This window comes from Aquimarina amphilecti (assembly GCF_900109375.1).
Lineage (GTDB): Bacteria > Bacteroidota > Bacteroidia > Flavobacteriales > Flavobacteriaceae > Aquimarina > Aquimarina amphilecti.
In genome coordinates this window covers 23,074-38,970 of record NZ_FOAB01000012.1, presented here as the reverse complement: position 1 = coordinate 38,970, position 15,897 = coordinate 23,074, and the positions used below count along the sequence as shown (strand labels likewise).

The window sequence follows — 15,897 nt, the reverse complement described above, 5'->3', positions numbered from 1 at the left end:
CAGTAAGTATTAACAGTCGCTTAAACTAACCTTGATAGCTAAACCTCCTTCACTAGTTTCTTTATATTTAGTATTCATGTCTTTTGCTGTTTCCCACATAGTTTCTATTACCTTATCCAAAGGTACTTTGGCATTTGCAGCGTCAGAATCTAAAGCCATTTCACAAGCGTTGATTGCTTTTATAGCGCCCATTGCATTACGTTCTATGCAAGGGATTTGTACTAAACCACCAATTGGGTCACAAGTTAACCCTAAATGATGTTCCATAGCAATTTCACTAGCCATTACTACCTGTTCTGGTGTTCCTCCCATTAACTCAGTTAAAGCTCCTGCGGCCATTGCAGATGAAACTCCAATTTCTGCCTGACAACCGCCCATAGCAGCAGATATTGTGGCCCCTTTTTTAAATAAACTACCAATTTCTCCTGCAACTAGCATAAATTGCTTTATATCATCAAAATTCGCATCGTGATTTTCAATAACCATATAATACATCATAACTGCAGGTATAACGCCTGCACTTCCATTTGTGGGAGCAGTAACTACTCTTCCTAGTGAGGCATTTACCTCATTAACAGCAAGAGCAAAACAAGAAACCCATTTAAGTATTTGGCGAAATTTAACCTCAGTATCTCTAATAGATTCTATCCATTCCGTTGGATTAGTATAGCTTGCAGAATCGCTAATTAATTTTTTATGAGTATCAAATGCTCTACGCCTTACATTTAATCCACCAGGAAGTGTTCCTTCTGTATGACAACCTAGATACATTGATTCTAGCATAACATTCCAGATATCACCTATTCTAGAATTTATTTCTTCAGTAGTCTGAAGAGAAAGTTCGTTTTCTAATACAATTTCAGATATTTTTTTGTTCTTCTTCTTACAATATTCTAAAAGATCTGTAGCTTTTTGAACAGGAAGTGGAAACTCTCTAAATGCCTCCATTTTTTTCTTTTCTCTCTTTCTGGTTTCTTGAACAACAAAACCGCCACCAATAGAATAGAAAGTAGATGCTGTTTCTTGTTTGTTTTTTAAGATAGCAGTAAACGTTATAGCGTTTGGATGAAACTCTTTAAATTCCTTGTTAAAAATAATTTGAGTTTCTGGATTAAAATTGATGGATAATTCTTTATTAAATAATAGGACTTTCTTTGATTTGATATCCTCAATTATTGAAGAGATTGTTCCCACATCAATTGTCTGGGGATCATATCCACATAAGCCTAATATAGAAGCTATATCAGTAGCGTGACCTTTACCAGTAAGAGATAAAGATCCGAATAGATCAACTTTTATTGATTGAACTAGATCAAACTGATTGTTTTTCTTGAGTTCAGCAATCCATCGTCTTCCAGCTCTCCAAGGGCCAAATGTATGTGAACTAGAAGGGCCGACACCGATCTTTAACATATCAAAAACACTAATGCATTCCATAATTCTTAATTGAGTGTGAAATTATGTTGGTAAATATAGGGGATTGATAAAAAAGAACACTTTTTTTTATTGAATACTTAGATAGGTGGATTGGTTTTGTTTTTTGAGAGTATTTTTAAATTACTCAATTATGATTATAAAGTAATGACATCCTGTCATATAAATTGTCATGGCATAATCATTGACTTAAGTGCAATAAATAATTTAGAACAACACTAAAACATTTATATACTAATATGAGTAAGATAATAGGAATAGATTTAGGGACAACAAACTCTTGTGTTTCTGTAATGGAAGGTAATGAGCCTGTTGTTATCCCTAATGCGGAAGGAAAGAGAACTACTCCATCTGTAATTGCATTTGTAGAAGGAGGAGAAATTAAGGTTGGTGATCCTGCAAAACGTCAGGCCGTTACGAACCCTACGAAAACAATCTCTTCTATTAAAAGATTTATGGGGAATAAATTCTCTGAATCAGCAAAAGAAGCAGAAAGAGCTGCATATAAAGTAGTAAAAGGAGATAATAATACGCCTCGAGTTGATATCGATGGTCGTTTATATACACCGCAAGAATTGTCTGCAATGACGCTTCAGAAAATGAAGAAAACAGCAGAGGATTATCTTGGACAGGATGTAAGTAGAGCTGTAATTACTGTACCGGCATATTTTAATGATGCACAGCGTCAGGCAACTAAAGAAGCAGGAGAGATAGCAGGTCTTAAAGTAGAAAGAATCATTAATGAGCCTACAGCGGCTGCATTAGCATATGGTCTTGATAAAAAAGGTACTGATCAAAAAATTGTAGTATTTGATTTTGGTGGTGGTACTCATGATGTATCTATTCTTGAATTAGGAGATGGTGTATTTGAAGTATTATCGACAGATGGAGATACACATTTAGGAGGAGACGATGTTGATCAGAAAATTATTGATTGGTTAGCAGAAGAGTTTAAAGCTGAAGAAAATATGGATCTTCGTAAAGACCCAATGGCTTTACAACGTTTAAAAGAAGCTGCTGAAAAAGCAAAGATTGAATTATCTTCTTCTTCTCAGACAGAAATAAATTTGCCATATGTTACAGCTACAGCAAGTGGTCCTAAACACTTAGTAAGATCATTAACAAAAGCTAAATTTGATCAATTAATTGATGATTTAGTAAAGCGTACAATAGAACCTTGTAGAACTGCACTAAAAGCGGCAGGATTATCAACAAGTGATATTGATGAAATTATATTAGTAGGAGGTTCTACTCGTATTCCTGCTGTTCAGGAAGCAGTAGAAAAGTTCTTTGGAAAAGCGCCGAGTAAAGGAGTAAATCCTGATGAAGTAGTTGCTGTTGGAGCCGCTATCCAAGGAGGAGTTCTTACAGGTGATGTAAAAGATGTATTGTTATTAGATGTTACTCCACTTTCTCTTGGTATAGAGACAATGGGGAATGTTATGACAAAGCTTATTGAAGCGAATACAACGATTCCTACTAAAAAATCACAAGTATTTTCTACAGCAGCAGATAACCAACCTTCTGTAGAGATTCATGTGTTACAAGGAGAGCGTCCTATGGCAGCTGATAATAAAACGATTGGTCGTTTTCATTTGGACGGAATTCCACCAGCACAAAGGGGTACACCTCAGATCGAAGTTACTTTTGATATAGATGCTAATGGTATTATCAAAGTGTCTGCTACCGATAAAGCTACAAATAAGTCTCAGGATATTCGTATTGAAGCATCTTCTGGATTAACAGAAGAAGAAATCGAAAAAATGAAACAAGAAGCTGAAGCAAATGCAGAAGCAGATAAGACAGCTAAAGAAACTGCGGATAAGTTAAATGAAGCTGACGGAATGATTTTCCAGACAGAAAAGCAGCTTAAGGAATTTGGAGATAAAATTTCTGATGATAATAAGAAGCCAGTAGAAGAAGCTTTAGAGGAATTAAAAAAGGCTTACGAAACTAAAGATCTTGCTGTTATACAACCAGCACTTGATAAAATCAATGAAGCTTGGAAAGCAGCTAGTGAGGAAATGTATAAAGCGCAAGCTGAAGCTCAACAAGGAGGAGCTGCAGGACCAGAAGCTGGAGCACAACCTGAAGGAGGAGACTCTGAAGGTAGTGATGTAGAGGATGTAGATTTTGAAGAAGTTAAATAAGAATTGTTATTCTATATAAAAAAGCACAGTGAAAACTGTGCTTTTTTTTTGTTTTTATATTTAAAAATAGTTTACTTTTATCAAAGCTTAACAATACCCCTGTTTATAATCTTATTCACACACAGTTATTCTTAATAGAGCAAATCGCTTATAGAACCTATCTTTAATAGGTCTGAGTAATAGAATATACTAATGAATCTATCACAAGTTTTTCGTAGAAAAATCTTTTGGTTTTTTGATATTCTTAAAGGAAATGATATCAAAAATCATTTTAAGGATATAAAGGAATTGATTGAAAATCCAAATTCTCAATCGGTACAGGCCAAAAAAGATGAATACCTTCAGAAAATTCTTCAACATGCTGTTAGTACTACTTGGTTTTATCAGAAATATTCTGGTTATAGTTCAATTTTAGATTTTCCAGTCATTAATAAAAACATAATTCGCGATAATTTTGAAGAATTTAAATCTTCAAAATATAAAACTAAGAACTGCGTATTAGTTTCTACTAGTGGCTCTACAGGAGCTCCGTTTTCTATATTGCAGAATATGAGCAAGCGCTGTCGTAATACGGGAGATAATTTATATTTTTCATACAAATCGGGATATGAGATTGGCCAAAAATTAATATACGTGAAAATTTGGCCGGATAATTATAAACATAATTTTATGTCAAGATTCTGGTGGCAGAATATATATCCTAAAAGTGTTTTTAATCTTTCTAATAAAGAAATAGAGGAATTTATAAAAGAACTCAAATCAAATACTGTAAGAAAAAGTTTTCTAGGGTATACTTCGGCATTTACTACAATCTGTCAATATCTTGACAAAATCGAGGCTGATCCAATAAAAACGAATGTGCAGTCTATTATTACAATGTCAGAAGGACTTAATGATTATGTGAGAAATCGTATGGAAAAGTATTTTGGAGTTTCACCAATTTCGAGATATTCTAATAATGAGAATGGAATTTTAGCCCAAGAAGATAATAGACGAGGATGTTCTAAATTTATTATCAATTCTGCAAGTTATTTTATTGAGGTTTTTGATTTTTATAAGGATGTTCCAGTATCACCAGGCGAGAGAGGAAGAATTATTGTTACTGATTTACATAATTATGCAATGCCAATAATTCGATATGATACAGGAGATATAGGAGTTATAAGTTTAGATAAAAATAATATCAGTTATCTCTCGTCAATTGAGGGTAGAAAATTAGATTTGATTTATGATACTAAAGGAGAAATTATTCCTTCTCATGTTTCTTATAAACTATGTAAATACGGTGATTATAAACAGTTTCAATTAGTTCAGTACGGAGAAAAGAATTATAAGATCAGGCTAAATACAGATAACAAAGTAAATGAGGCTGAAATGTTAACGGAATTTAAAGGGTATTTAGGAATAGATGCAAATATAGATATACTTTATGTAGATGAAATTCCTTTGCTTTCTTCCGGAAAAAGAAGAGAGGTTATGAATACTTATCATTCCCAGATTTAGAATACTACTTCTTGTGCTTTTTAGTTTGTTGAGATGCCTTATGTATTATAGTCTTGATGAAATTTATGATTAGTTAATCAAATTAAAAAAGAATTAAAAAGCCAATGATGCATTCCATTGGCTTTTTAATTCTTTTTCGACTTTAACAGTGTTTCATTCTGTTATGTTTTTTCTATCTAATAAATTTTAAAAACTTCGAATCAGATCGTGCGATATATAGCCCTTTTGGAAGTGTTGATAAGTTGATATTTGTTGCGTTTTTTATATCTTCAACTTCGTATACTTTTTTACCGATAGTATTATAAATACTCAAAGATTTTATATCATTTATATCATTGATAACTAAAGATGTTGAAGCATTATTAAAGTATAATTTATCTCTATCGAAAGTGGTAAAATCATTAGTGCTAAGTACTGGCGAAACAGTGATTTCTGGATATTCTCCAGAGACGCTCCAATCCGCATCAGAACTTGCATCTGGATTGTCCGCGGAAGACAATTTTCCAAAAATGTAATACTTGGTTCCTGAAAGTGATGAACTTATTGGGAGGTCTGACGGTATGTCAAGAGTAACTGTAGTTGATATATCTGTTCCTGCTACAACAGTCGGAGTAACAATTACTGCAGTACCATTTGCAGTAGTTCCGCCAAATATACCTGGAACATCCGCCTCAAAAATTTGAAATTGTGTAGCTACATCCATAGATGCTGTATACGTGTAATTTAATGTTATAGATTCTCCTGCAGCAACAGTAACTGGGTTTGTAGAATCATAAGATATGGAGTAAGGAGGAGCTGTTATTATTATTGATGGATATACACCTCCAGTATCCCAAGTAACGTCTGCAGTAGCGTCAGAATTGGCTTCAGACGATAGTTTTCCGAAAATGCGATATTCTGTTCCGGAGAGAGACGAGCTTAATGGTAAATTTGCTGGAATGTTTAGAGTAATAGTGCCCATTGCATCTGTACCTACATCGAGAGTAGGAAATTCTGCAACTGCCGTTCCTACCGCAGTAGTTCCTCCAAAAATACCTGGATTATCAGTTTCAAAAATTTGAAATTGAGCGTCGACTTGCATAGATGCAGAATATGTATAGTTTAATGTTACAGATTGACCTGCAATAACAGTAATAGGGTCAGTAGAATCATAACTAATTGAATACTGAGCGTTCACGCTAAAAATAGAGCATACGCATAGCAGAAGTGAAAATAATGTTTTTATCATAATTACATATTTTAAACATTGTTTTTTCAAAAGTGTTTACGTTTTTAACAATGTTAATTAAGTTTCTACTAAAGTATTCTTAAGGAGAAAGCTCTGGTGTAAAAATTGTGGCAATTAATGATAATATTGTTGCATTGGCATTGAATAAAAGCCTTTGGAGTTGGTTTTTGTTGATGTAATTTAGTTTTTTTAACTTTTTTCTTATATGAATATTGATTTATATGCTAATAATTTGCGAATAATTTAGCTTTCTTTGTTGATTGATTTCTACAATAAAATTAAAAACCAACGGCTGCGTCATCTCCGCGTTTATCAGCTCCACCTTCTAAATTTCCATCAGGCAATACTAAAATACCATCTACTTTACCGATTACTCTACTTTCTTCTTCATTAGTTTTGTAACCTTTTGTTTTTAAACTATCGAGTATTTTTTTATCAAATGAGTTAGGCTCAAAAATAACAACATCTGGTAACCATTGATGATGAAAACGAGGAGCATTTACTGCATCTTGCATAGTCATACCATATTCTTTTACGTTCAAAATAGTTTGTAATACAGAAGTGATAATGGTAGATCCTCCTGGAGTACCGACTGACATCCATAGTTCCCCATCTTTTTCCACCAGTGTTGGTGTCATTGAACTAAGCATTCTTTTTTCTGGTTCAATTGCATTTGCTTCAGCGCCTAATAATCCAAACATATTTGGAGTCCCAGGTTTAGCACTAAAGTCATCCATTTCATTATTTAAAAAGAAACCTAATTCAGGAACATAAAGTTTAGAACCGTACGCTCCATTTAAGGTAGTAGTTACGGAAATTGCATTTCCGAATTGATCAATTATAGAATAGTGAGTAGTTTCACTACTTTCATACCCAGGAATACTTCCATAACTGAGGTCCGAGGATAAAGTAGCTTTATCCATATCAAAATCTTTCATTCTTTCTGATAAGTACTCATTACTGATTAATGTATCGATTGGAATTTTTACAAAATCAGGATCTCCTAAGTAGAAGCTCCGATCTGCATAAGCTCTTCTTTCAGCCTCAGTAATAATTTGAATAGATTTTAATGTGTTATGTCCATATTCACTAAGGTTATATGGCTCGATCATCTTCATGATTTGTGCTAGGCAAACGCCACCGCTAGAAGGAGGAGACATAGATATGATATTTAAATCTTTATAAGAAAACTGAACAGGATCACGCCATTTAGCTTCGTATTTGTTCAAATCCTCCATAGTCATTATTCCCCCTTGTGACTTAATGTATGCGACTAATTTTTCTCCTGTTACTCCTTGATAAAATTCATCTTTTCCGTTTTCAATAATTCTCTCAAGAGTTTTTGCTAACATTGGATTCTTAAGAGTGTCATTCGCTTTAATTGTCTTAGCATATAAGATAGTATCTTTATTTGTTTCGATAAATAATTCTCTAAAATGTTCGAGTCGTTTCTCTTGATTTTCTGTAATTACGTATCCTTTTTTGGCAAGTTCAACAACTGGAGTTAATAATTCTTTTATGGAGAGTGTTCCAAATTTTTTATGTACTTCGAATATACCAGCAATGGTGCCAGGAACTCCGACCGCTAAAGGACCGAGTTGACTTTTTTCTGGAATTGGATCTCCATTTTCATCAAGATACATGTCCTTAGAAGCTGCAAGAGGAGCTTTTTCACGATAATCAATTGCTCCAGTTTCTCCGTTGTTTTTTCTGTATACCATGAACCCGCCACCTCCAAGGTTACCCGCATATGGGTAGGAGACTGCCAATGCCATTTCTGTAGCAACCATCGCATCGAATGCATTACCCCCTTTTTGAAGAATATCTTTTCCAATTTTAGAAGCTTCTTTTCTTGCAGAAACTACCATTGCATTTTTTTCAATAACTCCAAATACTGGTTTTATTTCAGAAGTAATTTTTGGCTCTTGATTGGTTTTGCATGAGATAACTAGTGTAAAAAGTAAGAGATAAAGCAATCGCATAGTGTTAGATGTTTTATTAGTAATTAATTTCTTTAGTAACGTTATTTTTTTTATCATAATATTTCCAATATCCAGAAGGCGTACAATGATCTATATGCCCTTCGGATTTAACATTTCCATTGGTGTGATATTCTTTCCAATATCCTTGTTTTTTACCATTTTGATAATGTCCTTCCGCTTTTACATTTCCGTTTCGATAAAAATATTTCCAAAACCCTTGTCGTATTCCATTTTTGTAATGACCAATACTTTTTAAATTTATAGAGTTTGCATAATAATTTTTGTTATATCCGTTTTTAGAAGATGAAATAGCTTCTTTGTCACATATATTTGTTATTGTATTATTTCGTTGTCTTTCGTGACAAGAAAATATAAAAAGTAATAAAATGAGATATAGTATTTTCACAGCTTTCTCATTTCATTTTTTGTAAATAATTCCAATTCCTCAAAGAAAGATCTGAACTCTCTTTCAAACTCGTCATAATATTGTTCTAATTCCATTATGGCAAAGTTCATTTTAGATCTGTTTTTTGTTCTGTGATTCATTTGATAAAGGATTCTTCCTATTCCTGGAATTGTGGCATAGCTAAGTAGCCAATTATCGCGTAACATGTATGGTAAAAAATCTTGTACACGTTTAGGAAGTACTTCATAATATTCTTGTAAAAGTTCGTAGAAATCAGAGACGTATTTTTCTAAAGGAATCGTTGAGTATTCATTCCAATATGCTGCGAGAAAATGATCGTATAATATATCTACAATAACAGTACTGTAATGACCGTATTTTGGGAACAACCTCAATACACTTTCTCTAACTGTAGGATGACTGTCAGTATATGTGTCTATTTTGCGGTGTAGTGTAATGCCTTGTTGTATTCGTTCTGGAAATTGAGAGAACTTTTTTCCTTTAACCGAATCAGCAATAAAATTACCTATTTTAAGTTCTTGATCTTCTCCGGAAAGGTAGATATGGGCTAAAAAATTCATTAGGTTAAAATACGAGTTTTATTTACGATATCTTATTTTAAAAGTTGTTTGTACTATAAATAACGTAGTTTGTATAAAAAAAAGGATTTTTGCAATCAAAAAAAATAATTTAGGCTACTTTAATTTAGGAGCATGAAGCATTGTTTGTTTTTTAATTTGATTTTATTCTTTTTTTTAGCGCCTTTTGATGTTATATCACAAAGTGTTGATTACACACAACCGGGAGATTTTACTAAAGGAATTGAAGGCCCGGCAACTGATTATTTGGGAAATGTTTATGCAGTGAACTATCAAGAAGAAGGAACTATTGGGATAGTTACTCCAGATGGAAAGGCGTCTTTATTTCTAAAACTTCCCAATGGAAGTATTGGAAACGGGATCCGTTTTGGAGGGAAAAATAAAATGTATGTTGCAGATTATATAAACCATAACATATTAAAAATTACTACAGAGACAAAAAAGATAGAAGTATTTGCACATCAATCCTTAGCTAATCAACCAAATGATATAGCAATTAGCGATATTGGAGTGTTATATGCCAGTGACCCTAATTGGGTTACGAATACAGGTAATGTTTGGAAAGTAACTAAAGAAAAAGGATTCGAATTATTAGAAGGAAATATGGGGACTACTAATGGGATAGAGGTAAGTCCTGATAATAAAAAGTTATATGTGAATGAATCTGTTCAACGAAAAATTTGGGTATATGATATCACAAATACAGGTTTTATTAAAAATAAGAAACTGTTTTTTTCTTTTGATAATTATGGTTTGGATGGGATGAGATGTGATAATGAAGGAAATCTTTATATATGCCGCTATGGTAAAGGAAGTATTGTAGTATTATCGGAAAAGGGTGTGTTTATAAAAGAGTATATGTTGAATGGGAAAAAACCAACAAATATTACTTTTGGATCTAACTATGAAACATTCTTTATAACTATGGCTGATAGAGGATGTATTGAAGCTATTTCAAACACATTTTAAGTTATTTTGTTTTAAAATTTTCAGATTCTTTTTCTTGAAAAAACTTATGAGCAATAATTTTTTCATTGAAGTTTTTTAGGTATTAAATTGTAGCAATAACTGGTATCTTGTACATTTGCGAACAAGGAAAACTTAATTAACCATATATATGACATTAATCAAATCAATTTCGGGTATTCGAGGTACTATTGGGGGAAAAGTAGGAGATAATTTGACACCTATTGACGCTGTAAAGTTCGCATCAGCTTATGGAAGCTGGTTAAAAGCTGAAACAAATAAAGAACATCCTATTGTTGTTGTAGGTAGAGATGCCCGTATTTCTGGATCAATGATTCAGCAATTGGTAATGAATGGATTAGTAGGTTTAGGTATACACGTTGTGGATTTAGGATTATCAACCACACCAACCGTTGAGGTAGCGGTGCCTTTAGAAAAAGCAGATGGAGGAATTATATTAACTGCAAGTCATAACCCTAAACAATGGAATGCTCTTAAGTTGTTAGATGGCAAAGGAGAATTTTTGAATGCAGAAAATGGAAAAAAGATTCTAGATATAGCAGAAAATGATGATTATCTTTTCTCAGAAGTAGATGATTTAGGTTCAATTACTACCAACGATACTTATATTGACAAGCATATTGAAGAAGTACTAAATCTTTCTTTAGTAAACCCAGAGATAGTTAAGAAAGCAAATTTTAAAGTAGTGGTAGATGCTGTTAATTCTACGGGAGGAATTGCTATTCCCAAACTGCTTAAACAAATGGGAGTTGAGGTAGTGGAGCTTTATTGCGAACCAAATGGTCACTTTCCTCATAATCCAGAACCACTTAAAGAACATTTGACTGATTTGTCAGAGTTGGTCGTAAAAGAAAAAGCGGATTTTGGTCTTACAGTAGATCCAGATGTAGATCGTTTAGCATTTATGAGTGAAGATGGAGAAATGTTTGGAGAAGAATATACATTAGTAGCTTGTGCAGATTTTGTATTAGGAAAAACGCCAGGAAATACAGTTTCTAATTTATCTTCTAGTAGAGCATTAAGAGATGTTACAGAAAAACATAACGGTACTTATGAGGCTAGTGCAGTAGGAGAGGTGAATGTAGTTTCGAAAATGAAAGCTAATAATGCTGTTATTGGTGGAGAAGGAAATGGAGGTATTATTTATCCTGAGTTACATTATGGAAGAGATTCTCTAGTAGGTGTTGCGTTATTTTTAACGCATCTAGCGGAAAAAAAATGTAGTGTAAGTGAATTACGTAATAGTTACCCATCTTACTTTATGAGTAAAAATAAGGTGCAGTTAACACCAGAATTAAATGTCGATGAAATTTTAAAAGGATTTCACAATAAGCATGTGGCAGAAGAAGTTAGTACGGTTGATGGTGTAAAAGTTGATTTTAACGATTCTTGGGTTCATCTTAGAAAAAGTAATACGGAACCCATTATTAGAATTTATACAGAAGCATTAAGTCAGGAAAAAGCTGATCAATTAGCAAATGAAACAATTACTGCGCTTAAAGAAATAGCAGGAATTTAATAAAATCAAAAAACACTCTTGTTAATTCAACTGATAAGAGTGTTTTTTTTCTTAATGTATAGTTGCGTCTTTGGGGATTTCTTCATCACGATGTTTCCATCGCTTATGAGTCCATAGATAGTATTCCGGAGCTTTCCGAATTTGTTTTTCTACCATTCGCAAGTATGTTTCTACAATGTAGAAGTCTTCACAGTTTTTAGCATTTTCTGTAATCGGAATAAATTTACCTTGGTAGTATCCTCTTTTTATTTTTTCTACCTGTAAGTAAGCAACAGACATATCTAGTCTTTTAGCTAAAATGGCTCCGCCAACATGAGTAGGTACTTTGATTCCCATAAAATCTGTCCAGTAGGTTGCTTTTGCAAGACTTGGAGATTGATCAGATAAGAATGCATATGAACAGAGTTTACCATTTACTTTATCTCTTGTGATTTCTTTCATAGCATTATAGCTAGCTATAAGTCGTGCGTCATATCGTTTTCTTATTCGATGTACAAGCTGATCAAAGTATTTATTCTTTATTTGTTTGTAGACACCAACCGTAGGAAAATCAATTAATAATTGTGTAACTGTGGCCCATTCATAGCTAGCGTAATGTGCCATTAAAACAACAATACTTTTGTTTTTTGCTTCTAATTCCTTAAGCGATTCAATATCGATTATTTTAAATCGTTCGAGTAGATCTTTATCACTAATAGAAATAGATTTGACCATTTCTAGGAACATATCACACATATGTTTATAGAATGCTTTTCTTATTTTAGAAATGTCTTCCTTTGATTTTTCAGGAAAGACCAGCGTAAGATTTTCTGTTACTGCTTTTTTTCTATACCTAATAACATGGTATACAAAGATGTACACACAAGTAGAAAACATGTAAAATACACGCCACGGTAGTTTAGAAATAATCCATAAAATTGGATACAAAAGACGATATACCAGTAGTTGCATTACGTTAACTTAGCCTACAAATATAAAATTATTTGATGTCTAAAAACCTTAGCATAATCCTAAATAAAAGTGAAATATTAAGCAATCACAGCATCTTTTGGTGGTTGTGCATTTCGATGCTTCCATCGTTTATGAGTCCATAAATAGTTTTCGGGCTTATGTCTAATTTGCTCTTCTAGTAATTGTGTGAATTTCTTTGTAATGGTATATTCATCCTCATTTTTTGGATCCTCGGAAATTGGCACCAAAGTGGCTTCATAATACCCTCTTTTTACCTTTTCTACATGAAGATAAAATATACTAAGACCTAATCTTTTTGAAAGCACTTCACCCCCTACAAATGCCGGTACTTTTATTCCCATGAAATCTGTCCAGAATGTAGCATTATTAAGCTTAGGAGATTGATCAGAAATTAAACCATACAAGCTTAGTTCAGGATTATCTTTTCTTTGATCCATTGTCATTTCTCTAAAAACTTTAGCGCTAGGGATTAATCGAGAGTTAAATCTTCCTCTAATTCTATGAACTAATTTGTCAAAATATTTATTCTTGATTGGTTTATAGATTCCCACACACCTAAATTTACTTATTAAGTCAATTGAGTTTGTCCATTCGTAACTATTATAATGCCCCATCATCGTAATAATACTTTTGTTTTTATCCTCTAAGGTTACTAAAGCATCTAGATTAGTAATATGGAAACGTTTTACTATTTCTTTTTCACTTATGGATAAAGAACGAATCATTTCCAGAAACATATCACACATATGTTTGTAAGAAGCTTTTCGGATACGATTTATTTCCTTGGTATCCTTATCAGGAAAAGCAAGGTTAAGGTTTTCTGTTACGGTTTTTCTGCGGTACCTAATAATATGATAAACAAGTATATAAATACAGGTTGAAAACAAGTAAAATAACCTCCAAGGTAGTTTAGATATTATCCAAAGTAGAGGGTATACTAAACTATAAATCAATAATTGCATTAAATTCTATTTTAAGCGGCTAAAGGTAATCTATTTTGAGAAAGTATAAAATGATCTTACTTCTAAAGAAAGTCACTTCTTTTTAGGTCAAAATATATACTATATTTGAACGGAAAAATATAGTATATGTTAAATCTTGATGTTGTAGTAATTGTTATCATCGTAGCTAACGTTCTTTTGTCGTTAAAGGGGTTGAATGATTATTCCTTTTTAGAACGCTATAAGTTTAATATTGGAGGTATCCGACGTGGAGAGCAAATACGAATGCTTACTTCTGGTTTTTTACATGTAGATCATATGCATTTATTTTTTAACATGTTTACCTTATACTTTTTTGCTCCAGTAGTATTGAATGCTTTAGGTAACGTTAAATTTCTTGTAGTTTACTTCTGTAGTTTGGTTGTAGGAAATTTGTTTTCGCTTTTTTTTCATAAAGATGAATACCATTATAGTGCTGTTGGTGCTAGTGGTGCTGTTTCTGGGATTATTTTTTCTGCGATATTATTTCAGCCAGGAATGAATTTATATCTTATGCTTATTCCAATTCCAATTCCTGCTTATATTTTTGGGATCGGATATTTACTTTATTCAATTTACGGAATGAAGAGTAGAGCAGGTAATATAGGACACGATGCTCATTTTGGAGGTGCAGTTGGTGGTTATATTGTAACTTTGATTCTAGCTCCTTATTTGTTTAAAGAAAACCTTCTAATGATAGGTTTGTTAGCAATACCAATCATCGTTTTATTCATTATGCAACGATTAGGTAAGCTTTAAATAAAAAAGGATCCTATAATCAGATCCCTTTTTACTTAAAATTATATTTTATTAGAATTTACAAAGATGTTTCTCCTAACAATTCTGAAATTTTAGTTTCTAATGCAGGACCTCTTAAATTTTTAGCTATTACATTCCCTTTGTCATCAATAATAAATGTAGCAGGAATTGATCTTACTCCATATGCTTTGGCAATAGGATCTTGCCAAAATTTAAGATGAGATACATGGTTCCATTCTAAGTTATCTTGATCGATTGCTGTTGTCCAATGATCTTTTTTTCTATCTAAAGAAACTCCTATAATATTTAATCCTTTATCGTGATATTTGTTGTAAACTCTCACCACATTAGGATTCTCTGCCCTACAAGGTTTACACCAAGAAGCCCAAAAATCGATAATGGTAATTTTACCCATAGATTCTTTAAGTGAAACTATTTTTCCTTCTGGATTCGGTGCAGAAAAGTCTTCAGCCTCACTACCAACATCAATTTTTCCAATTGAAGCTGTAATTAGGCGATCTAAGTTTTTACCTAAACGAGATGTTTTTAAAGTATCTTGAACAGCTGCATATATTTTCTTAACCTGTTTAGCTGGAGCAGCTTTTAGATTTAATAAATCGGTAAGAGCCATTACAGCTACTAAAGAATTAGGATTATTTTCAGCAATTTCTGTTCTATAGTTATTCTCATCAACACGTATAGTCTGTAATTGCTTAGATAACTTAACAGCCTTATCAGTTTCTTTTAGTTTAGTAGCTATTTGATATTGATTACTAAGTTCTTGTTTTTCTTTTCCATAATCAGTCATCTTTTTTAAATATTCAAAAAATAATTGATTCTCAGAGCCTCCTTTTATAACTGAAGAACGTAAACTATCCTTGTAAATAGTCATCTTAATTGGATTATTTTCAGCAAGAAATAATACATTTTGTGGAATTCCATTAAAAGTTAAATAGTTAAAGTCATTGTCTTCTACAACAGGTAAAGAAATCGAAAACTTACCTTGTTGGATTGTAGTAGAATCTATAATGGTAGGTCTGTTTGATTGGTTTATTGCATTTACGTATACCGTTACTCCATCTTCAAAACCTTCCGTCTCTGCCGAAATTGAATATCCTTTTTCCTGTTTTTCGCATGCTGCGGTTAGCAATATGAGTGCAAGCAGTACTATTTTTTTCATTCTTAGTATTTTTTGGTTTGTAAAAATATATAATATGGTTCTTAAACCCCAATAATTAACTTTTAAATATAAGTATTTGTTAATATTTCACTTGTATTCTAAAAAAGGGATAAATAAACATCGAAATGAGTGTAACAAAATCCATTTATTTGGAGTCTAATTAGGTATGTAACTAGGGGTTTTGTTCTGAAATTATAC

The 15,897-nt window shown here is 32.6% G+C and carries 13 protein-coding genes; 5 read left to right on the top strand and 8 right to left on the bottom strand.

The features are described from left to right. Positions 1-9: 9 nt before the first annotated feature. Positions 10-1,437, bottom strand: a complete 1,428-nt coding sequence (locus tag BMY33_RS22400) for an L-serine ammonia-lyase (RefSeq protein WP_091412692.1) — start codon at positions 1,435-1,437, stop codon at positions 10-12. A 236-nt stretch (positions 1,438-1,673) separates the two neighbouring features. Between BMY33_RS22400 and dnaK the strand changes: the two genes are divergently transcribed. Then, positions 1,674-3,584 carry a molecular chaperone DnaK gene (dnaK, locus tag BMY33_RS22395; RefSeq protein ID WP_091412689.1) on the top strand — a complete coding sequence of 637 codons (1,911 nt, stop codon included), beginning with the start codon at positions 1,674-1,676 and terminating at the stop codon, positions 3,582-3,584. Positions 3,585-3,776: 192 nt separating this feature from the next. Further along, the gene (locus BMY33_RS22390) at positions 3,777-5,087 is read left to right on the top strand and encodes a phenylacetate--CoA ligase family protein (protein WP_091412687.1); all 1,311 of its coding nucleotides are present in this window, start codon (positions 3,777-3,779) and stop codon (positions 5,085-5,087) included. 172 nt (positions 5,088-5,259) lie between these two features. On the opposite strand, the gene BMY33_RS22385 is transcribed toward BMY33_RS22390, so the two are convergent. From BMY33_RS22385 to BMY33_RS22370, 4 genes are all read right to left on the bottom strand, one after another. Further along, positions 5,260-6,315, bottom strand: a complete 1,056-nt coding sequence (locus BMY33_RS22385; RefSeq protein WP_091412685.1) for a T9SS type A sorting domain-containing protein — start codon at positions 6,313-6,315, stop codon at positions 5,260-5,262. A 278-nt stretch (positions 6,316-6,593) separates the two neighbouring features. Beyond that, entirely contained in the window at positions 6,594-8,297 is a 1,704-nt protein-coding gene (gene ggt / locus BMY33_RS22380; RefSeq protein ID WP_091412790.1) for a gamma-glutamyltransferase, read from the bottom strand. Between the two features lie 16 nt (positions 8,298-8,313). Further along, positions 8,314-8,703, bottom strand: coding sequence for a toxin-antitoxin system YwqK family antitoxin (locus tag BMY33_RS22375; RefSeq protein WP_091412683.1), 390 nt, complete (start codon positions 8,701-8,703; stop codon positions 8,314-8,316). Beyond that, positions 8,700-9,284, bottom strand: a complete 585-nt coding sequence (locus tag BMY33_RS22370) for an acyl carrier protein phosphodiesterase (RefSeq protein WP_091412680.1) — start codon at positions 9,282-9,284, stop codon at positions 8,700-8,702. The genes BMY33_RS22375 and BMY33_RS22370 overlap by 4 nt, the downstream gene beginning before the upstream one ends. Before the next feature lie 132 nt (positions 9,285-9,416). Here BMY33_RS22370 and BMY33_RS22365 point away from each other — a divergent pair, with 132 nt between their 5' ends. Together BMY33_RS22365 and glmM are read left to right on the top strand one after the other, a co-directional pair. Continuing rightward, positions 9,417-10,271, top strand: a complete 855-nt coding sequence (locus BMY33_RS22365; RefSeq protein WP_091412677.1) for an SMP-30/gluconolactonase/LRE family protein — start codon at positions 9,417-9,419, stop codon at positions 10,269-10,271. A gap of 148 nt (positions 10,272-10,419) precedes the next feature. Beyond that, positions 10,420-11,808, top strand: a complete 1,389-nt coding sequence (gene glmM / locus BMY33_RS22360) for a phosphoglucosamine mutase (RefSeq protein ID WP_091412675.1) — start codon at positions 10,420-10,422, stop codon at positions 11,806-11,808. Between the two features lie 51 nt (positions 11,809-11,859). Here glmM and BMY33_RS22355 read toward each other — a convergent pair whose 3' ends face one another. Then, positions 11,860-12,759, bottom strand: a complete 900-nt coding sequence (locus BMY33_RS22355) for a lysophospholipid acyltransferase family protein (protein ID WP_091412674.1) — start codon at positions 12,757-12,759, stop codon at positions 11,860-11,862. Positions 12,760-12,836: 77 nt separating this feature from the next. Continuing rightward, complete coding sequence (locus BMY33_RS22350; protein ID WP_091412672.1) at positions 12,837-13,742, bottom strand: lysophospholipid acyltransferase family protein; 906 nt, start codon at positions 13,740-13,742, stop codon at positions 12,837-12,839. Between the two features lie 126 nt (positions 13,743-13,868). Here BMY33_RS22350 and BMY33_RS22345 point away from each other — a divergent pair, with 126 nt between their 5' ends. Beyond that, on the top strand, positions 13,869-14,519 hold the full coding sequence (locus tag BMY33_RS22345; protein WP_091412671.1) for a rhomboid family intramembrane serine protease: 651 nt from the start codon (positions 13,869-13,871) through the stop codon (positions 14,517-14,519). A gap of 58 nt (positions 14,520-14,577) precedes the next feature. Here the strand turns inward: BMY33_RS22345 and BMY33_RS22340 are convergent, their stop codons facing one another. Further along, complete coding sequence (locus BMY33_RS22340) at positions 14,578-15,699, bottom strand: TlpA disulfide reductase family protein (protein ID WP_091412668.1); 1,122 nt, start codon at positions 15,697-15,699, stop codon at positions 14,578-14,580. Positions 15,700-15,897: the final 198 nt, after the last annotated feature.